Consider the following 21291-nt stretch of genomic DNA (forward strand, 5'->3'; position numbering starts at 1 on the left):
CATATGAAAAAACATAATGCCGAAAAATTCGCGCTCTACTTGCTGCTTGCTCTGTTTGTCATCGCATTTTTATTTCCTATTTACTGGGCCATAACGACCTCGTTCAAAACGCCGGGACAAATTATGAAGGTACCGCCGGAGTTCTTTCCTTCTAACTGGAATCTGCAGAATTACGTCGAGATTTTTACGAAGCATCAGATCGGTACGTACTTTATCAACAGCCTGATCGTGGCCGTTACCACCACGTTGTGCGCCATCATGGTCGCAACCTTTGCCGGGTACGGATTTTCACGCTTTAAGTTTAGGGGCCGCGCCTTTTGGCAATACGCCATTATCGTGATGCGGATGGTTCCGGGGCTGGTATTCATCATCCCATACTATATTATTTTTCAAAAGCTGGGGATATTGGACACCTTGTTCGGACTCATTATCGTGTATATTACCGCCGCGCTTCCCCTTGCAATCTGGTTGTTTATGGGATTCTTCGACGAATTGCCGGCCGAAATGTTTGAAGCGGCCAAGATGGACGGATGCAGCGAGTTCGGCACTTATTGGAGAATCGCGTTGCCCCTCATCGTTCCGGGGATCGTCGTGGCGGCCATTCTGGTTTTCCTGGCCGCGTACAATGAATTCAGCTTATCGCTTGTCTTGATCTTTACGGATCAAAACAAAACGCTTCCGCTCGGGATCAGCGGTATGATCCAATTGCAAAAAGATACGCCGTTCGGAACGCTGGCCGCGGCCGGAACGATCGCCTTCATCCCGGCGCTCGTGCTCGCGCTGACGACTCAAAAATACGTGCAGGCGGGAATTACGGCAGGCGCAGTAAAGGGTTAATCAATCGGGTGGAAACGACCCGTTCCAATTCATTATTTTTCGGAGGAATCTATCATGAAGAAAAAATTCAGCATCATGCTTTTGTGTGTTTTGACACTAACCTTCGTGCTCAGCGCATGCGGCTCCAAAAATGCCGATTCCGGCAAACCTGCCGAGCCGCAGGGCGAATTTAAGGAAGCTCACGTTGAGGCTCCGGATGTGCTCGGAATCAAGCTGACCGACTTGAATGGCGGCGGAACGCTGGGCGGTCAGTATAAAGGGCAAAAGATTGTCGTAGCTACGCGGACCGGTGATTTTGCGGATGCATTGAAGAATGCCGCGAAGTATTTTGAAGAAGCCTCGGGGGCTACCGTTGAAATTCAAAGCTTTCCCGCCGGAAACGATATTGAGAAAATCCAATTGGATTTGAATACCGGGCACCATTTCGACGCGGTGCTGATGCCGGTCGCGAACGTTCACGGCTATGCGGAGGGAGGTCTTATTCAGGACCTGCAACCGTTCACCAATTCCATAGCCAGTCCGAATCTGGACATCGATGATTTTATTCCGAGTTTATGGAAGAGCTATGCTCTCTATAAAGGAAGAATGGTAGCCTTCCCGTACAAACCGGACTCGCAATTATTTTTCTACCGCAAGGATCTATTCGAAGATCCGGAAATTCAGAAGCAATATAAGGAAAAGACAGGAAAGGAATTGGCGGTTCCGACTACGGTTGAAGATTTCCTGTCGGTAGCCGAGTTTTTTACGGTAAAAACTAACCCTGATTCTCCGACCAAATACGGTTATAGCTCTATGGCTTCCAAAACGAACAGCCGTTTGATTTGGCAGAATCGTTTGGCCGCTTTCGGCGGGAAAGATGTAGATGAGAACTTTAAGCCTGCTTTTAATAATGAAGCGGGGCTGAAAGCGATGCAAACTATGCTTGAACTGAAGAAGTTCGCGCCGGACGAATGGCTGCAATTAGGATGGGATGAAGCGAATGCCTTGTTCGCAAGTGGCGAGGTTGCCATGATGGAGCAATGGCCGGGGCTGTACAGCACGATTGAAGGTGATCAATCGAAGGTCAAAGGTAAGGTGGGCTTTGGTGTGACACCGGGCGGAGCACCAACGATGGGCGGCTGGGCGATCGCGATGACGAACACGGCGAAAAACCCGGAAGCCACTTACAAATTTCTTGAATACGTAACATCCAAGGATGGTGAATTGTTGAAAATCAACAACACCATGGATCCAACCCGGACTTCCAATTACAACCGTCCAGAAGTACTTGCATCCAGTCCAATGTATCCCGCGTTGCTTGAATCCTTATCGGCAGCTCAGATTTTGGTCGATCCTGACGTCCCGTTCGTCTCTGCCAAGCTGAACGATATTATGGAAAACGCGATTCAGGGCGTACTGAGGGGAGAACTGAATCCACAAGCCGCGCTTGATGATATGGAACAAAACTTTATAAAAGAAATTAAAGCCGTCGGTTTGAGTCTTTGATTGACTGATTGATTGAGTGAGTGAGGAGAGAGAACACCATGAGCAGCATATTAATGCGGGGGGATTACCCCCGCCCCCAATTTGAACGGTCATCATGGATGAGCCTCAATGGCGAATGGCAGTTTCAATTCGACGATGAACAAATTGGACTTGATGAACAATGGTACGGGGAAAAGACTTTGGAACAGCGAATTCAGGTTCCCTTCTGTTACCAAAGCGAATTAAGCGGCATAGGAACACCGGAATTTCACGATACAGTCTGGTATAAAAGAAAAGTCGAAATTCCCCGGGAAATGAAAGGGAAGCGGATCATCCTGCATTTTGGAGCCGTTGATTATTCGGCCCGGGTTTGGGTAAACGGGCAACTGGCAGTTGCCCATGAAGGTGGACATACTCCTTTTTCGGCGGATATTACAAGTCTTCTAAGTCAGAATGACTCCAACGAAATTACACTGCAGGCGAGAGATTACAGCAAGGACGTAACTTTACCACGCGGCAAACAATTCTGGAAAGAAAAATCCGAATTGATTTTTTACACTTCGACGACAGGGGTCTGGCAGTCAGTGTGGATCGAAGCGGTGGAACCGGTTCATTTGAACGGCGTGTTTTATTATCCGGACATCGATTGCAATGAGATCGGCATTCAATATGTGATTGCCGGCTGGTCGGACGAGGCGGATATTAAGGTTCGGACTCTTATTACTTTTGAAGGCGAAGTCGTTGCGGATGAAGAGTGCAAAATTATCGCCGCCAAACAAAAACGCCGTATTGAGCTGCATGATTTTAACGATCATGGCATGGGACGGTGGTGGAGTCCGGAACATCCGAATTTATATGATGTGGAATATCGGGTTTATGTCAACGGCATTGAGACCGATGTGGTACGCAGTTATTTTGGAATGCGTAAAGTTTCGGTCGATAGCGGAAAGTTGTGCCTGAATAACCGGCCCTTTTATATGAAAGCGGTTCTTGACCAGGGATATTTTCCGGGAGGCATTCTTACCGCACCTTCGGATGACTTATTGAAAAGGGATGTAGAGCTAACCAAACTGATGGGCTTTAACGGCGTGAGAAAGCATCAGAAAATTGAAGATCCCCGCTTTTTGTACTGGTGCGACAAACTGGGACTCGTGGTCTGGGGTGAGGCTGCCAATGCCTTTGCCTTTAGCGAAGCTTACGTGCAGAAGTTTACTTCGGAATGGATCGAAGCGGTGAACCGTGATTTTAACAGTCCTTCGATCATCGTATGGGTTCCTTTAAATGAAAGCTGGGGGATTCCGAATATTAAGGTGGATGATCAGCAGCGTCAGCACGCGATGGCCATGTACCACTTGACGAAATCGTTGGATACGACCCGGCTGGTTATTTCCAATGACGGTTGGGAGCACGTTCAATCGGATCTGTGCACGATCCATGATTATCAATGGGATTACGACAAGCTGGTGGAGAAATACAGTCACATTGAGTCCGCGTTGGATGCTCCGCAAAACCGGGATGTCTATGTCAAAGGCTATCAATATGAAGGCCAGCCGGTCCTGATGACGGAGTTTGGCGGGATTTCCTTCCAAAAAGGCGAGATAAGCGGCTGGGGCTACTCGGGAGCTACCGATGAGGCGGATTTCAAGAAGCGGGTACATGCCGTAATCAAAGCTATGCAGGATTCGTCGCTAATCCAGGGATACTGCTATACCCAATTAACTGATGTGGAACAGGAAATCAACGGGTTGCTGGACTTTAACCGCGAACCAAAAATTCCACTGGAGACGATTCGGGCGATGAATGAAGGTAAGTTTGAATGGGAGGAGGACGAGAACTTATGACAGCTGTGAGACCGGATTATCCCCGTCCCCAATTCGTAAGGGATTCGTGGCAGAGCTTGAACGGGAAGTGGTCCTTTGCGTTCGATGACCATAATCTTGGTTTAAAAGAAAAGTGGTTTCAAAGCACCGGCAAGCTCCCGCTTGCAATTACGGTTCCGTTCAGTTACCAGAGCGAATTAAGCGGAGTTGAAGATAAAAGCAATCATGACCGGGTCTGGTATCAAAGAACGTTCGACATTCCCGAAGCGTACGCCGGAAAACGCGTGATTCTGCATTTTGGGGCGGTCGATTACGAATGCCGGGTTTGGGTAAACGGCCAGCGGGCCGGGAACCACCGCGGCGGATTCTCCTCCTTTTCGCTGGATATCACCGAGCTGGTTGAGAATAATCAAAACGTGATTACCGTGATGGCGCAAGATTATTTGACGGATCTGACGATCCCGAGAGGCAAGCAATACTGGAAAGAAAAAGGCGAGGTCATGTGGTTCACGAACATGACAGGCATCTGGCAATCCGTCTGGGTGGAGTTTGTTGAAGAAGTTCATCTGGAGAAGGTGCGTTTCACCCCGCACCTGGATACCAACGAAATCGAGATCCAGTCCTTCGTGGAAGGCTGGAACGAGCGGACCCGGCTTGAACTGGTGACTTCAATCGAATTCAACGGGGAGAAGATTGCGGAAGAGTGCAGAAAGATTTTTGCGGGCGTGGAGTCCTGGCGCGTAAACTTACGGGATTTTAACGATCATGGGATGGGCCGCTGGTGGTCGCCCGAGAAGCCTAATCTGTATGACGTAACCTTTGAGCTAAAGGCGGATGGAGTGGTTGTCGACCGGATCGAAAGCTATTTCGGAATGCGGAAAATTTCCGTCGATAACGGAAAACTATGCCTTAATAATCGGCCATATCAGATGAAGCTCGTGCTGGATCAGGGATATTTTCCGCAGAGCTTGCTGACCGGGCCAAGTGATGATGCCATACGCAGGGACGTGGAATTGTGCAAGGCCATGGGCTTTAACGGTTTGCGGAAGCATATGATGGTGGCTGATCCGCGATATCTGTACTGGTGCGACAAGCTGGGGGCCTTAGTATGGGGAGAAATGGCGGCCGCTTATGTATACAGCGAGCAGTATGCCCATCGGATGATGGATGAGTGGAAGGAAGTCATCGAGCGGGACTATAATCATCCCTCCATCGTCGTCTGGGTGCCTTTAAACGAGAGCTGGGGCGTCGCCGACATTTACTACAACGAGAAGCAGCAGCATCATGCCCAGTCTCTGTACCATTTTACCAAATCGGTGGACTCGACCAGACTGGTGATTTCCAACGACGGCTGGGAGCACTGCAAGTCGGATTTATGCACCGTGCATGACTACGGTAAGGACCCGGAAATTCTGCATAAGCGTTACTCCGACATCGAAAATATCCTGACGGATATGCCGGGGCTGGAAGGCCGTAAGTTTATTTACAATCCCGGATTTTCCTACGGAGGAGAGCCGGTGCTGTGTACCGAGTTCGGAGGCGTGAACTACCACACTGAATCTGCCGCTCCCGTTGTAGAGCCCAAGGCGGAGAATGGGGATCAGTTTGTGCAGCAACTGGTGGATGTCATCAATCCATTCGTCGTATCCAAGCTGGTTCAAGGGTACTGCTATACGCAGTTGACCGACACGGAAACGGAGATCTGCGGCCTGCTGACCTGGAACCGAGAACCTAAGGTACCGCTGGATATCATTAAGAGGATTAATGAAGGACAGACTGATTTTTAAGACGAAAAAACGCACTTGCCCCCAAAGGGACAAGTGCGTTTGCATTTGTGAGACTTCAATATCAGTTGATGGGGTTCGAGTATGGCTCCATCGAAATGTTATCAATCCAGACTGTGTAAGGAGTATTCAAGATTGGATCTCCAGCTTTATCGTCTCGGCCGAGGCCAATGATAAGTTGGTATGACCCGTCACTTGGAATTTCAATGATGGCTTCATAGGTCTTAGTGTTTTTATCCACCGAAAATGTTTGAATCGGGTCATCGTCAGAATCTTTGAGCTGAACATAAATATTGCGGGCTTGCTCCGAGCTTAAATCCAGAGACAGTTTGTAGGTGCCTTGGTTTAATGCGATATTATCCTGATGCAGTTGAATATGCCACCAGAACCAGCCTACCTCCGTAATGTCAACTTTCGCCTTGCCATCCACTACGGAAATATCAGCCTTACCTGCATAAGGCTCATAGACGCCCTGCTGATGAATCTGCCAGCCGCTCAGATCATTCCCGAAATCGCCGTTTACGAATTCATGAGAAACCGGAGTTTCCGGCGTGGTTGCGGTCGTTTCCTTAATGGACAGATCGTCAAACGTAATCGTATGAGGTACGTCCGGCGTTGTCAGCGAACCCATTGTTACATTTCCAATTAGGAAGTTCAGCTTCAGGGTTTCCGGTTTTGTCGCAGTGAATTTGGCAGTATATGTTGCACTAGTGGTTGAGAGTGCAAATTTGACTTGATTAGGCGTGATGGACGTCGTGTTCGAATATTCTAATACGATTGGTCTTTCCACACTTGCGCTCGCCTTGAAGGACAGTTCATAGGTTTTACCTGCCTCCAAAGGAATGTCTGCCTGATAAAACTGAGTAGACCAGCCCTGGCCACTGCCGAGTGAAGGGATGGTAATGACCGCTGCCCCCGCATTTTCCGCAAGGGATGAGTTCCCATCACTCCATACTTCCCAGTCCGACGTTCTATTCGAGAAATCGCCGTTCAACAACAAATTACCGTCTGCATTCATGACTCTTTGCGTCACACTGGCAAAAGTGTAATCTTTCGCTTCAATTCTGATTTTATAGCTGCTCGCATTAGGGAATAATGCCGCATCCAATGTGACTCTGCCTTCTGCAAAAGTGTATTGATCTTCGGACACCTTAGCTCCATTGATACTAACGGAAGAAATGTTTTTACGCCAAGTCTCATCATCCTGGAACGTAATCTCAATAGGCTGACCTACGACATTATACGTAGTGTCCGCTACAAGACTTGGGGAACGCTCCATTTTTGGCGCATCTTTAATTTGGAAGACCACATTATCGATAAATACGTCATGCGGACCGCTTACTGTTTGACCGGCCAGATTCCCCAGGAAAAATTTAAGGTTACCCAAGACATCTTTACCCATCTTGAATGTAAACTTGTAGTTTTGAGGGGATGTTCCAAGATCAACGATTTCATCAAAGTAGCGAGTATAGGAGCTGTCTTCAATATCAATCTCCATTTTTCGCTCTATTGTAGAATACGCGTCAAAGGACAGCTCGTAGATTGCGCCCTTCGTCAAACTCATGTTGTTTTGCATAAACATGTTGCTCCACGGCTTTTGCCCAAGGGCGCTTACCGACAGCTTTGCAGCCTGGTTCTCGTGAGAAGCTGTCATGCTTCCTCCGGTATCAACAGCCGCTTCCCAAGGCGCAAGCCCGCTATCAAAGCTGCCGTTCGTTAGGGGGAAGAATACCGTATCCGGATCATAAACGATTGATGTCTGAATGAGCTTGACGTTATCGAGATTGACCGTTCCGTCAGCGCCGCCTAAACGGAAGGCCAACGTTGCATTAGGATCGGTTATTCCTGTCATCGTAAGGTCGATAGTATGTTTCGAGCTTGCTGCATGCACATCATCACTGCCCAGGGATACTTTTTTACTAAAGTAGGTTTCAGATCCATCATTACTCACCAGCTCAACTTGAATATCCCTTGGCGTAGAAGCGCTAGCGTCAAAAGTCCATTCATAGGTCTGGTTCGCCTCAAGTAAAATACCTCTTTGCAGTACACTTACGTCATTGGCATTGCCGTTGCCCGCATTCAGTATATTCACACCGAGATAACGGGTGGCCGGATTGACCGATGCCTTTGCGTTGGTATTGTCCGCTGTTACGACATGCCAGAACGTCATCCGGTCCTGACGCCCTTGATCAAAGCTTCCGTTATATACCCGATTTCCGTCGCCGTCGAGCGGTTCTTTCCGCATATCATCGTCAATAGCAATGGTATCGATCTCTTCCACACGAACATTGCCGATCCATACCGGACTTGTGTTTAAGCCTACGTTAAATTCCGTTCGTGCAGCAATATCCGTATCCGCCTTCATCTGGAATTGATATTCGAAGCGCTGCATCTGATCGGTCAAATCGAAAATATTTGCAGGGGAATAAGCGGCAAATCCGCGGCTTTCTCCGCCTGTCATTCTGGCCATCATGTTGCGGTTTGCATCTGACTTGGCGTCAAAAGAGACTTTGTAGAAATGTCCCTTTACAAGCGATGCCGTGTTAAGCAGCTGAACCGAATAGTTTTGGACACCTGCATTTTTAATGCCGATTTTGGCGTAATTTTGTTCGCCGATCTTCTCAATATTTACGCTTCCAGCGCCACCGTCGCCTTCAAACAGCGACCAATAGTCCGTATTCGGAACTTCTGTGGAAGATCCGGTGCCATTCAGGTATTTCAAATTCGGTTTAGTTGTATCATCTTGATCAAAATTATTGTTATAAAGCAGGTTTCCGTCCGCTAAAGGAGCTTGCGCATCTGCGGGAATAGGCTCTTTTGCGATTACAGGAGGAACAGGTTCCCGATACGGCCGTCCGGTCAACTTATAAGCTCGAACGTAATCCACATACATTTTGCCCGGGAGCAAGCTTTCGTCGATCGGTCTGCCGCCATCAAAGTTTCCGCCAAGAGCCAGGTTCAGGATCATGTAGAAGTCCTGGTCAAACGGAGCCGGATAGGCATTATTCGCCGCTTGGTTTTTACTTATGCTGTACCAGTCGTTCTGGGTTTGAAGAAGAATGCCGTCAATATACCACCGGATTTCCCCGGGTTCCCATTCTATGGCATAGGTGTGGAAGTCCGTTGCCGTCCCGTTGTTGGGAAGCGGGTATTCCTGGCCGGTATACACGTTGTTAGGTGCTTCCCCGCCATAATGGAGAGTGCCGATCCCTATTTCAGGTAAACGTCCCCGACTCTCCATGATGTCGATTTCGCCGGACGAAGCCCAGGTTCCGTAAGTGCTGTCCTGCGTCATCATCCAGAATGCCGGCCAGAATCCGGTGCCTCCCGGAAGCTTGATACGCGCCTCAAACTTGCCGTATGTCTGAGAGAATTTATCCCGGGTCACAAGCCGGGCTGAAGTATAGTGACTGTCCTCGATTTCTTCTTTTTTCGCGGTAATGACCAAATTGCCGTTCTCCACGGTAGCATTCTCCGCTTTATAATATTGCTGCTCGTTATTGCCCCAGCCGTTGTTGCCGGTGCCAATCTCTGCGGTCCAATTCTGCAAATCGGAAACATCGTTAAACTCGTTGGCAAAGGTCAGCGTCCAATCTTGATTCGGATTGCCGTTGTTACCTCCTGGTGTGCCGCCATTATTGTTTCCTGGCGAACCGGTCCCCGGCGTACTGCCGCCATTATTCACGGTTCCGCTGCCGGATGGACTGTCCGTACTTTTCGGAACCTTACTTCCGTTCATAGTTAAACCGTCCGACTTGTTCGTAATACTCTCCACTTTGCCTTTCCCTTCGATAACTGCTTTGCCGGCATGTTCACCAACAGTCAACTTCTTGATTACCGCGCCCTCCGCCAAAATAATTTTGGCGTTTCCGTCAAGCTTCAGTTCCTCTACGGTTCCCGAAATCGTGAGGATCGGCTGATGATCGCCTGTCGGAACGGCAACGATTTGCTTGAAGCTGCCGTTAAATTGAATTCCCGCATTGCTGTCGGGTACAAAGCTTGTTCCTTTGACAACAACGTTTTGAAGTACAGCCGTGCCATCCCCAATTCCGGCAGTTAAATACAGGTTGCCTTCGATCACTGTATCCTTCAACGTAATATCGGCCTTATTTATCAGTGCATTGCCTTTCACCGTGCCTTCGGACAACGTTGCTTTCTTGTCTAAATAACCGGTTATAACACGATCTATTAATGTCATGAGTTCCGCTCTAGTCATCGTTCCTTGCGGTTTGAAGCTTGAATCGGAATAACCTTTCAAGTATCCGGCAGCCGCGAGCGCATTAACGGCCTCCAGCATTTCGGCATTCATGCCCGTCAAATCGCTGAAATGCGCGGTATCTGATGAATCTGCGCCCATTTGGCTGAAGCTGAACAGTTTATCCAGTGCATAAGCGGCTTCAGCCCGGCTGAGGGGAGCATGAGGGTTTGATTTTCCCGCAGCATTCAGCTTGATATATCCGGCTTGAACCGCTTTGGAAATGTCGGCTTCATACCATGTCCCAGCTGGGACATCCGAGATGGACTGGTTCAGCTTCTGAGTCAAGCCAAACACCTTGTTCATAATGACTGTAAATTCTGCCCTTGTGATTGGAGCATTCGGACGAACGGTCCCATCTCCATACCCCTGAATGATGTCATGATTCATCCAACGGGCAATAGAATTGGCTGCCCAGTGATTCTTGGACAAATCGTTAAATTGCTGCTGCACCCCAACTGCCGAAGTCTGCCCGTTTGCGAACTGGGCGGAGCTTACTCCGGATACCGCACTCGTCACAATGAGCAGAGACAACGCCAGGGATGTACTTTTGCGGACCAAACGATTCCTCATATTCTGCATCTCCCTCTTAGATTTTAGTAGCTCGTGCCCTTTACTGCGCATACTAATTCAATGCCTTGATCCAGCTTTACTCCTTCCCCGTGAATTCGCTTACATTAATTTTGTCTCACATGGGACAAAGATAAATATAATATAGTATCCTGCTACTTGAGTGTCAATGCGTAGCGGCTACGAAAATTTTCTGGCTATTTTCGTAGCGCTGCATGAATCTCTTACAATAAGCTCCGCTTCAAAGAGGGTCTCCTCAGCCGCATTGCCGTCTTCCTCCAGAACGGAGATTAATTGATTCACTAACGATACGGCCATATCCACACGCGGAACACGCAGTGTTGTTAGAGCTGGATGAAGATACTGCGAGATTAACAAATCATCAAAGCCAATGACAGAAATGTCGTCAGGGACGCTCAGTTTATGAGCGGCCAAAGCCTTCATGGCTCCGATCGCCGTAAGGTCGTTTGAGCAGAATACTGCGGTGGGCAAGGTGCCTTCAGAAATCCACTGTTCAACGGCGGCCTTCCCGCTTTGTTCAGTAAAGTCGCCATGGAAAATACGGTCTTGGGAAACGGGCAGCTTCCGAGTCTGCATCGCTTCCATAAACCCCTCGTAGCGTTCCAGACCCGACGGATTATTCAGCAGTCCCGTAACCATTCCAATATTCGTATGACCCAGTGCAGCCAAATATTCAATAGCTTTATAAGTGGCCTTTCGATTGTCAATCTTTGGTGCAGGAACGGACAAGCCTCCGTCCGGAGCATTGTTGGGGTCAAACACGCAGATTTCAAAGCCTGCTTCTTTGATTTGCTCCATAAGCTTCTGAACATTCGACCAGCTGATGACAATCCCGCCATCAATGTTCTTCTGCTTGTATTGGCTGAATAGAGCCGAAGTATCCGAGACATCCAGAATCGTCACCAGTGTATTATAACCACGCTCAAAGCAATGGCTGATAACGGCCCCGATCGCGGCCCCGTAGTACATGTCATCTGAGTATAAGGTATAGTTGCTTTTATCCTGAATAATAAACAAGCCGATCGTATGCGTTCTTTTGGAGGAAAGCTTGCGGGCGGCCGAGTTCGGTTCATAATGGTATTCTTCCATGACCCCGAGCACTTTCTCGCGGGTTTTTGGGCTGACGCTGGCGGAGTTGTTCAGCACACGTTGAACTGTTTTCCGGGAGACGCCGGCTATTCTAGCAATGTCGAAAATATTCATAGAAAGAATCGTCCTGTCCTGATTAGTTATGTCCAAAATACAATAAAGACCGGGCCGGGTCAATTAGAACGAGACATCCATGCGTGATGCGGCTTACGGGACCGAATATGCTACGATTAGAGTTGTGCTACTTTATTTATAGCTTTAAAAAGGGAATAACGACCGGCACGGTGAAACTTATAGAACAATACGCGCAAACAGGAGGGCAATCGCCATGACAACTATTCAAAATCCGATTCTGAAAGGGTTTAATCCCGATCCGTCGATCTTACGCGTTGAAGACGATTATTATATTGCCACATCAACATTCGAGTGGTTCCCCGGGGTACAGATTCATCACTCTAAGGATCTGGTCCATTGGGAGCTGATCGGACATCCGCTTGACGAGCGCCGCCTGCTTGATATGAGAGGCAATCCGAATTCCGGCGGGATCTGGGCTCCTTGTCTCAGTTATCATGAAGGTGTATTTTATCTAATCTATACCGATGTTAAAAGCCTGGCCGGTGCATTCAAGGATACGCCGAATTATTTAACGACGGCGACCGATATTCGCGGTCCGTGGTCGGATCCCGTTTATCTGAACAGCAGCGGCTTCGATCCGTCTCTGTTCCATGATGACGACGGTCGCAAATGGCTTGTCAATCTGATCTGGGACCACCGGAAGAATCGTAATCCATTTCACGGCATTGTGCTGCAGGAATATTCGGAAACGGAAGGAAAGCTGATCGGCCCCAAAGAGGTGATTTTCAAGGGGACGGAGCTAGGGTGTACGGAAGGGCCGCATATTTATAAAAGAAACGGATGGTATTACCTGATGACTGCCGAGGGAGGAACAGGTTACGAGCATGCCGTGACCGTAGCGCGGTCGCGCTCCTTGAACGGGCCGTATGAAGTAGATCCGGGGAATCCGATCCTGACGTCCCACGGCGACCTGAGCTTGCCCCTGCAAAAGGCCGGTCATGGCAGTCTCGTAGAGACACAAAACGGGGAATGGTACTTGGTTCACTTGTGCTCTAGGCCGCTCCCTGGGCTGCAGCAATCCCCGCTAGGAAGAGAGACGGCGATCCAGAAATGCGAATGGACCGAAAACGGATGGATTCGACCTGTAAACGGACAGCGCCCACAATTAGAGGTACAGGCTCCTGATCTGCATGCCGCTCCGGTTTCCATACCAGTAGATTGCGATCATTTTGATGAGCCTTCTTTAAGTGCGGCGTACTCCACTTTGCGGGAGCCTGCCGACGCTTCCTGGCTGAGCCTGACGGAACGCCCGGGATACCTTCGTCTCTACGGCAGACAATCGCTGAACTCTCACTTTAGCCAAAGCCTTATTGCTAAGCGGATTCAGCATTTTTCGTTCGAAGCGGAGACGGCGGTCGAATTCGAGCCGGAGCATTTCCAGCAAATGGCCGGACTAATTTGCTATTACAACAGCAAGAACTACTATTATCTGCGGATCAGCCGGGATGAGCAGCTCGGAAAAACGCTGAATGTGCTGGTCGGAGATAATGGAGCTTATGATGAGGCCTTGTCCGAAGAGCTTTCTGTTGAGGATTGGGACCAGTGCTATTTGAAGGTGCGGATCGAAGGGAACGAGATGCAGTTCTTGGCCTCCCCGGACCGTGAGAGCTGGATGAAGGTCGGCGGCCCGCTTCAATTCGGGCATTTATCGGATGAATACGCGACCCGGCATACGGATGGTTTCTTTACGGATTGGGGCTTTACGGGTGCATTTGTCGGGCTATGCGTGCAGGATTTGAGCGGGGAAAAGAAAGCGGCGGACTTCGATTATTTCATCTGCCGGAGTACGGAGGAGTTTTAGGCTAGCCTCTAGCGGGGCTCTTTCTCTGCCATAAATTTCAAGGACTCAAATTGTCATGAGTAGCGCTTTATGTTACAGTAGAACTATCTTAAGCGAACGGAGGGTTCCTCGTGATTAATATTAAATTCCGTTTTTCCACTTTGCGCGGCTAATTGAATAGTGCTCAAAGGCTCTGCACCTGTGCAGGGCAAACGGGATAGGTATGCTATGACGAAGGGACTCAACTTTTGAATAGAATATGCCGACTTTGCGGGCGCCGCTTTACGGGAGACGTTTGTTTGCCGTAGCCAAGCGGAGGTCTGCGACGTTTTCGTTTGAACCGACACAGGGAATCCTTCCTGTGTTTTTTTGTTTCTTCCGGTGTCCCCGCCATGAATTGGGAGAAGCTAGGTACAGTGAGCACTGTGGTCTCTTTGCGGGGACGATCTTATTTTTCCTAAGGGAGGAATTTATATATGGAACAACTACAGCAAAAAGCGGTCCTGGTCGGAGTTAATTTGAATCATCAAAAGGATTTTGAATACTCGATGGAGGAGCTGGCCAATCTGGCCGAAGCCTGCGATATTGAAGTCACAGCGACGCTCACCCAGAATCTGGTGAAAATCAACTCTTCCCACTACATCGGAACGGGAAAGATTGAAGAAGTACGTGCACTCCTGGAAGCGAACGATGGCAATCTCGTCATTTTCAATGATGAGCTGTCTCCTTCCCAAATTCGAAATTTGGAAGCCGATTTGGATTGTAAAATTATCGACCGGACCATACTGATTCTCGATATTTTCGATCAGCGGGCTAAGACGAGGGAAGCCCAGCTTCAGGTGGAAGTGGCCCAGCTCAAGTACATGCTGCCGCGGCTTGTCGGGCTTCGCGAATCGCTCGGCCGTCAGAGCGGCGGGGTAGGCACCAAAAACCGCGGCGTAGGGGAGACGAAGCTGGAACTCGACCGCCGGCGGATCGAGGAGAAGATCACCGCGCTGAGCAAAGAGCTGGAGACGCTCGTAGCGCACCGGCAAACCCAGCGCAAACAGCGCAAGAAGAACGATGTGCCCGTCGTCTCACTCGTCGGCTATACGAATGCCGGCAAATCGACGATCATGAACGCGATGATGGAGCGGTTTAACCCGGAGCAGGAGAAGCAGGTATTTGAAAAGGATATGCTGTTCGCGACGCTGGAAACCTCGGTTCGCAGCATCCCGCTCGAAGACAACAAAACGTTCCTGTTGACGGATACGGTCGGGTTCGTCAGCAAGCTGCCGCATCATTTGATCAAGGCGTTCCGTTCCACGCTGGAAGAAGTGGCTGAAGCGGACCTGCTGATCCATGTGGTGGATTACTCTAATCCGGAATACGAGCGGCTGATCGACATTACGAACCAAACGCTGAAAGAGATTGGAATTACGGACATTCCGGTCATTTACGCCTATAACAAGTCCGACCTGGCCGAGCGAGCGATCCCCGAGGTCCAGGGAGATAAAGTGTTCCTTGCGGCCAAACCAAGAATAGGCATTCAGGAACTGATCGGATTAATCCGGGAGCGGGTGTTTAAGGACTACATCCGCTGCGAAATGTTGATTCCTTATGATCAAGGAGCGGTCGTCTCATATTTCAACGAGCATGCCCATATCTTTGAAACGAGCTATGAGCCTGAAGGGACCAAACTTTCGATGGAGTGCAAGCAGAGCGATTACGGAAAGTATAAGCAGTACGCGCTGGAAGGCACCGAAGAAAGTGCGAGCGCGGAGGGCGATGAGAGCGGAGTAAACGACTAAAGTAAATAGTTAATAAACCCCGATATCACCATGGGGATGTTAAAAAGAAGGAAAGCTGCGAAAGTGCAGCTTTCCTTTTAAATATGGCCAATCTGAAGATGACTTCCTGCAAAAGTACATTAATATTCCACGTTGTGCACCCCGTTTGCTAAAAAAGGGATAAAAACCTGCACTTTCGCAGGATTTTATCCTTTAAGCCTTTTCTGAGCATCAGAATACTGCATTATTGCTGAAATTCTTGAAACAAGGAGGAAGCAAAAACATCTAAATTCATTTCTGCGGCTGGAGTAAGGGCTTGCCTTATTACAGAACAGGTAGCTCGACCCAAAAGGTTGCGCCCGCTCCGGCTGTGCTTTGCACGTCGATCCGTCCCCCATGGGCCTGCACAATCGATTGGGAGATGGAAAGCCCGAGACCCGCGCCTCCCTGTTTGCGTGTACGAGAGATCTCGCTGCGGTAAAAACGCTCGAACACATGCGGAAGGTGCTCTGCCGGTATTCCCGGGCCATTATCCTGTACGCTTAAGCGTGCCAGATTCTTCGCCGGTATGGTTAAGGAGACCGTGATTGCCCCCTTTGTCGGATCCGTATGCTGGACGGCATTGTGAAACAAATTCAGAATAACTTGCTTGATTTTATCGCAATCGACCATGCTCTTGATGTCCGGGGTGAGGCTAAAGCTGACTGTACGGTCACCGGCGAGCATTCGCAGATGGGGCTCCATTTCCTCCACCAGTGTATCGAGGCGGGTTTCGGTACGGTTGACGACCGGCTGACGATCCAGCTTGGCCAGCATCAGCAGGTCTTCGACCAGCTTCTTCATCCGCTTGGCCTCGCCAAGCATGCTGTTCAGCGCGGCATTCAGCTGCTCCGGCTTGTCGGCGGCCCCGCGAAGCAGCACTTCCAGAAAGCCGTGAATGGACGTTAGCGGCGTCCGCAGTTCATGCGAGGCATCGGCGATGAAGCGGCGCATCTGCTCCTTGGCTTCCCGCTCGGTTGCAAAGGAGGTTTGCAGCCGCTCCAGCATGCCGTTAAACGATTTCGCCAGCCGGTCGATTTCGGTTTGCCCCAGCGAGGAAGGGAAGCGCCGGTCCAAATTGCCGGCATCCAGAGCCTCCACCGTATTGACCATCCGATCTAGCGGATTTAGCGTTTTGCGGAGTACGGGAAGGTACAGCATAAGTCCGCCGCCAAGAGCGAGCAGCGACAGGATAATGAAGATCGAAAGCTGCCGCAGGGCGATCGCTTTTAACGGGGCGGTGGCGATGCCCATTTGAATCAGCCGGTCCCAGTCCCAAGGCCCTTCCGCGGGCCGGAAAACCAGCAGCTGCTCGTTTCCTTTGTGATCTTGGGCGATTTTGTAGGCAACGGCCTTTTTATTCTCCCATTGCTTCAGGATGCTGGCGTATTCTTCTTCGCTCAGTTGCGGAGCCGGGAGGCCGGATTCGTTGGATCGGCTTATAAACTCGCCATCTTTGCTGATCAATGCCAAGGATGTATCCGGCAAAAAAAGAAATGGTCCGCGCTCGCCGATGCCGGAGGTATCGGGAAGCCAAGACTGATCGGGAATCCCAGGCGACTCCGACGATGAGGAGCCGTCCGCAGGCTGCGTCGGTTGGGGCATCGCCGGGGCTGCGGCTTCGTCCCGCACTCTGCGAGCGGGGAATACGTTGCCGTTCATCAGCAGCTCTTTAGGAAGACTGCGGATTTGGGATAACAGGGTTTCAGCCTGATTGCTGTAAAGGAAGTTTTTCATCACGACAAATTGGACCGTGCCGATCAACAGCAGAAGAAGCGCAAGAATAAAAAGGGAACGGGAGAGCAGCTGGGAACGAAGCGAGCGGGGAAACGCCAGTCTGCGCAGAGCACCGCCCCAATTCTTCAGCTTCATGGCAGATCGACGCGATAGCCCGCGCCCCGGAGCGTCCGGATCAACCGATGCTCTTTGTCGTTCAGCTTTTCTCGCAGGGAGCGGATATAAACCTCAACGATATTCTCTTCGCCGCCGAAATCATAGCCCCACACCTGATCCAGGATCTTGCTCTTGCTTAGCACAATGCCATGGTTGATAACTAAATATTTCAGCAGTTCATATTCGGTTGGGGATAGTTCTAGGATCCGCTGCTGGTATTGGATTTCTTTACGGCGGTCATCCAGCCGGAACGGACCGAGGGTCACCTCGCTGAACAGGGCGGGGAACTGGTTGCGCAGCCGCGCGCCGATCCGGGCGAGCAGTTCCTCGAAGCTGAACGGCTTGACCACGTAATCGTCCGCCCCCGTTGTGAGCCCCTTCACCCGGTCCTCCACCTCGTCTTTCGCCGTCAGCATAATGATCGCTACGTTGCTAAGATTTTTTTTCAGCAGCCGGCAGACTTCCCAGCCGTCCATTCCCGGCATCATCACGTCCAGGACGACGACATGGGGCTGAAACTCGAGAGCGAGATTGACGGCGGTCATGCCGTCGTTTGCAGTCTGAATCTCAAACCCTTCGTTCATAAGTCCAAGCTCCAAAAATTGAATGATATGAGGTTCATCGTCAACTAACATCACTTTGACGCCTTGTAGATTTTTCATGTAGAAAGCCTCCAGTACGATTGCCGATTATAATTATATTATCCGGGATTACGCTGAATATCGGCTGAACGTCCCCTGAGGGAGACCTGAAATCCTCAGCTTGGCCGGGGGTTTTCTTTGATCCTATCACGCTTGACCCTTGATTGTGAATCTGGTTCTGGGATATACTTTTCTAAGTTAAATGACGAAAGGGAGAGTAAACAAATGGATAAAGTATTGATTTTCGGACACAAAAACCCGGACACGGATACGATCTGCTCCGCAATTGCTTATGCCGACCTGAAATCCAAGCTGGGATGGAATGTTGAGCCAGTCGCTTTAGGCGAGGTCAACGGGGAAACGAAATTTGCGCTCGACCGCTTCGGTTTCCAGGCGCCGCGCGTTATTGAGTCGGCAGCCGGAGAAGTGAAGGACGTTATTTTGGTCGACCATAATGAACGCCAACAAAGCGTTTCCGATATTGAACAGGTCCGTGTAGCGGAAGTCATCGACCATCACCGGATTGCCAATTTCGAAACCAGCGGCCCGCTCTATTACCGTGCCGAGCCGGTAGGTTGCACGGCAACGATCCTTAATAAAATGTACAAAGAAAACGGCATCGCCGTTCCCGCAAACATTGCCGGGTTGATGCTGTCCGCCATCATTTCGGATTCCCTTCTGTTTAAATCTCCAACCTGCACGGAACAGGATGTTGCCGCTGCTCGTGAACTGGCGGACATCGCCGGTGTGAACCCTGAAGAATACGGGCTGGACATGCTTAAAGCCGGAGCTGATCTCAGCGACAAGAGCATTGAGCAACTGATTTCCCTGGATGCGAAAGAGTTTGCCATGGGCAGCGCAAAAGTGGAAATCGCTCAAGTCAATGCGGTTGATGTAAACGACGTATTGGCACGTCAAAGCGAGCTTGAAGCTGCTTTGAACGGCATCGTGGACAGCAAAGGTCTGGATCTGTTCCTGTTCGTGGTTACTGACATTTTGAACAACGATTCGGTCGGTCTGGCATTGGGTAAATCGGCTGATGCAGTAGAAGAAGCCTATGGCGTGAAGCTGGAGAACAACCAAGCGATATTGAAAGGCGTTGTTTCCCGTAAATCGCAAATCGTGCCTGTACTAACTGATATTTTTAACAAACGCTAATTCAATATCCTGAATTAACAGTAAAGAGTCCTGAAGCAACGCCAACGTACGGCAAGCTTCAGGACTCTTTTGTTTATGATAAGTGCTCCGGACCCGGATGGGCAGAAAGGAAGTCCGGGTCTGGTTCGGATGAAGAATGAGGCGGACGCTAACGGACACCAGGGGCCTTAAAAGACCGAAAATGGCCGATCTCCAAATCTAACGGACACCACAGCCGTTAAGTTGACCAAAAGACGCTGTGAAAGGCTTATTTTCGAAGAATAAGGTCCCTCATGTCCGTTAAATTGCCGAGATCACTAAAATGTGGCTAATAAGGTCTCCTGTGTCCGTTAAAGTTCAACAAGACGCCGGTCCGATAGCAAGCCCCAGCCCACTACACAAGCTGAATTACTGAAATGGATCTTAGGGGCAAACTGCCCCTGCATCTGCACTAGAACTACTAGTACCAGCACCAGCACCAGCACCAGTACCAGCACCAGTACCAGCACCTGTACCAGAACTAGCACCAGAACTAGCACCAGAACTAGCACCAGAACTAGCACTAGCACCAGCACCGCATCAGCACTGCATCAGCATCTACAAATGCCTACGCGCCCTCAGGCTCCTCTGTACCTGGAACCGGGATAGGAGCAGCTTTATGTTTAAAGATAGGGACAAGGATGACCGCGCCGATCAGCATGACGATTCCGGAGAACGTATAGATGCTCACGAGAGGGAACAGCTTTTTGAGTACGCCGGACAGCGACATCATGACGACCATCATGCCCATGAACATCGGACTGAGCACCCCGTTTACGCGGCCGACATAGGATTGCTCCGTCGATTGCAGGATCAGGGTATTGATTCCGATTTGGATACAAGGGAAGGTAAGCCCGTTTAAGAACTGCAATACCAAGGTTAATGGTATGCTGGTGGAGAAGCCCATGCCAGCGATGCACACGGCGCTGACGGCCATACCGAACGCAAGCAGCACCTGCGGCTTCACCTTTTTGGACAGTGTCATAATCAGGCCTCCGCCGATCAGCATGGCGACGCCGTTGACCATAAGAAGAAACTGCAGGAATTCTTTTGGCTGTCCAAGCCGTTCCGTTACGACGAACAATCCAAGCGTCTGAATGGTACCTACGGAAAAACCGGCAATGGCGAATGTCGCGCCGAGTACCCGCAGTACAGGGCTGCGCCAGACATAACGAAAGCCGTCAGCCAGCTCCTGTCTCAGTTTCGACGTCCGCTCCGTTTTCGTTTCTTGCTCTTCGTCGGCGGGAAGCCGGAACAAGACAATGGCGGAGAGAAGGAAGGCAACGCCCATCACGCCGATTGAGATATGGATTCCGAACTGGTGATAGGCAAAAATGCCGAGCGTTGGGCCGAGCACCATGAAAATGGCGACCAGGGATTGGAACAAAGCCATGCCCTGCTGCAGCTTATCCGGATGAACATGCTGCTTGAACAGCTTCATGACGGAAGGCTGCGAGAACTGTGACAGGATCGCCGAAATAAAGGTGGCGAAATAAACGGCCTCCCAAGACTCGTATAACAACGTCAATAAAACGGCGAATACGGATACTGCGGATAGGAAGTCGCACCAGATCATCGTTCGCTTCGGCTTCCAACGGTCGGCGAAAGCACCTCCGATGAAGGAGAATACGAAGATTGGAGCGAATTCAACTACGGAAATCAGTGAAATGGCCAAGGGGTCATTGTTCGTTTTGTCGGTTACGAACATCAAAATCGCGAAGTTGCGGACCCAGATCCCGATCTGCAAAAAGATGTTTGAAATCAGAATGGTCTGGTAGAAACGGTTCCGGAACAAACTCGTGTTCGCGGGCGAAGCATGTGCTTGAATGGACATCAACATCACCTCAATATGGTTTTCTCTCTAATAGAAACGGGTCCAGCAGGCGAAAAATTCCCATACTAAAGATTACTTGATTAGGGCGGCTATGAAAAGGGAAATGTTAAGTATAATTATTTCAGGTTTTTTCCGCTTTTCCGGCAAACCATATTTCAAATTGACTTTTAAATTAATGTTTGTT

At 49.9% G+C, this 21291-nt stretch carries 13 protein-coding genes; 7 read left to right on the forward strand and 6 right to left on the reverse strand.

Annotated elements, in window-relative coordinates:
- Positions 1-3: 3 nt before the first annotated feature.
- Genes KB559_RS19810 through KB559_RS19825 form a run of 4 tightly spaced genes read left to right on the forward strand, consistent with a single transcriptional unit; the run spans position 4 to position 5908 of the window.
- Positions 4-837, forward strand: a complete 834-nt coding sequence (locus KB559_RS19810) for a carbohydrate ABC transporter permease (protein ID WP_211024276.1) — start codon at positions 4-6, stop codon at positions 835-837.
- A gap of 54 nt (positions 838-891) precedes the next feature.
- Positions 892-2322 (forward strand): ABC transporter substrate-binding protein, encoded by a 1431-nt coding sequence (locus KB559_RS19815; RefSeq protein WP_211024278.1) that lies wholly within the window; start codon positions 892-894, stop codon positions 2320-2322.
- A 38-nt stretch (positions 2323-2360) separates the two neighbouring features.
- Positions 2361-4142 (forward strand): glycoside hydrolase family 2 protein, encoded by a 1782-nt coding sequence (locus KB559_RS19820; protein ID WP_211024280.1) that lies wholly within the window; start codon positions 2361-2363, stop codon positions 4140-4142.
- The gene (locus KB559_RS19825) at positions 4139-5908 is read left to right on the forward strand and encodes a glycoside hydrolase family 2 protein (protein ID WP_211024282.1); all 1770 of its coding nucleotides are present in this window, start codon (positions 4139-4141) and stop codon (positions 5906-5908) included. The genes KB559_RS19820 and KB559_RS19825 overlap by 4 nt, the downstream gene beginning before the upstream one ends.
- A 61-nt stretch (positions 5909-5969) precedes the next feature.
- Here KB559_RS19825 and KB559_RS19830 read toward each other — a convergent pair whose 3' ends face one another.
- Together KB559_RS19830 and KB559_RS19835 are read right to left on the reverse strand one after the other, a co-directional pair.
- On the reverse strand, positions 5970-10733 hold the full coding sequence (locus KB559_RS19830) for a carbohydrate binding domain-containing protein (RefSeq protein WP_211024284.1): 4764 nt from the start codon (positions 10731-10733) through the stop codon (positions 5970-5972).
- Between the two features lie 177 nt (positions 10734-10910).
- Entirely contained in the window at positions 10911-11954 is a 1044-nt protein-coding gene (locus KB559_RS19835; RefSeq protein WP_211024286.1) for a LacI family DNA-binding transcriptional regulator, read from the reverse strand.
- Positions 11955-12168: 214 nt separating this feature from the next.
- Between KB559_RS19835 and KB559_RS19840 the strand changes: the two genes are divergently transcribed.
- Both KB559_RS19840 and hflX read left to right on the forward strand, forming a co-directional pair.
- Positions 12169-13776: a glycoside hydrolase family 43 protein gene (locus tag KB559_RS19840; RefSeq protein WP_211024288.1), complete on the forward strand. Its 1608-nt coding sequence runs from the start codon at positions 12169-12171 to the stop codon at positions 13774-13776.
- A gap of 455 nt (positions 13777-14231) precedes the next feature.
- Complete coding sequence (hflX, locus tag KB559_RS19845) at positions 14232-15545, forward strand: GTPase HflX (protein WP_211024290.1); 1314 nt, start codon at positions 14232-14234, stop codon at positions 15543-15545.
- 303 nt (positions 15546-15848) lie between these two features.
- On the opposite strand, the gene KB559_RS19850 is transcribed toward hflX, so the two are convergent.
- Both KB559_RS19850 and KB559_RS19855 read right to left on the reverse strand, forming a co-directional pair.
- Positions 15849-17435, reverse strand: coding sequence for a sensor histidine kinase (locus KB559_RS19850; RefSeq protein WP_211024292.1), 1587 nt, complete (start codon positions 17433-17435; stop codon positions 15849-15851).
- Positions 17432-18118, reverse strand: a complete 687-nt coding sequence (locus KB559_RS19855) for a response regulator transcription factor (RefSeq protein WP_211024294.1) — start codon at positions 18116-18118, stop codon at positions 17432-17434. The genes KB559_RS19850 and KB559_RS19855 overlap by 4 nt, the downstream gene beginning before the upstream one ends.
- Before the next feature lie 204 nt (positions 18119-18322).
- On the opposite strand from KB559_RS19855, the gene KB559_RS19860 reads away from it, so the two are divergent.
- Positions 18323-19255 (forward strand): manganese-dependent inorganic pyrophosphatase, encoded by a 933-nt coding sequence (locus KB559_RS19860; RefSeq protein WP_211024297.1) that lies wholly within the window; start codon positions 18323-18325, stop codon positions 19253-19255.
- 329 nt (positions 19256-19584) lie between these two features.
- Here the strand turns inward: KB559_RS19860 and KB559_RS19865 are convergent, their stop codons facing one another.
- Positions 19585-19785, reverse strand: a complete 201-nt coding sequence (locus KB559_RS19865) for a hypothetical protein (protein ID WP_211024299.1) — start codon at positions 19783-19785, stop codon at positions 19585-19587.
- 56 nt (positions 19786-19841) lie between these two features.
- Positions 19842-21107, reverse strand: a complete 1266-nt coding sequence (locus KB559_RS19870; protein ID WP_211024301.1) for an MFS transporter — start codon at positions 21105-21107, stop codon at positions 19842-19844.
- Positions 21108-21291 lie beyond the last annotated feature (184 nt).

The organism is Paenibacillus sp. Marseille-P2973, from assembly GCF_018101095.1.
GTDB classification, from domain to species: Bacteria; Bacillota; Bacilli; order Paenibacillales; family Paenibacillaceae; genus Fontibacillus; species Fontibacillus vini.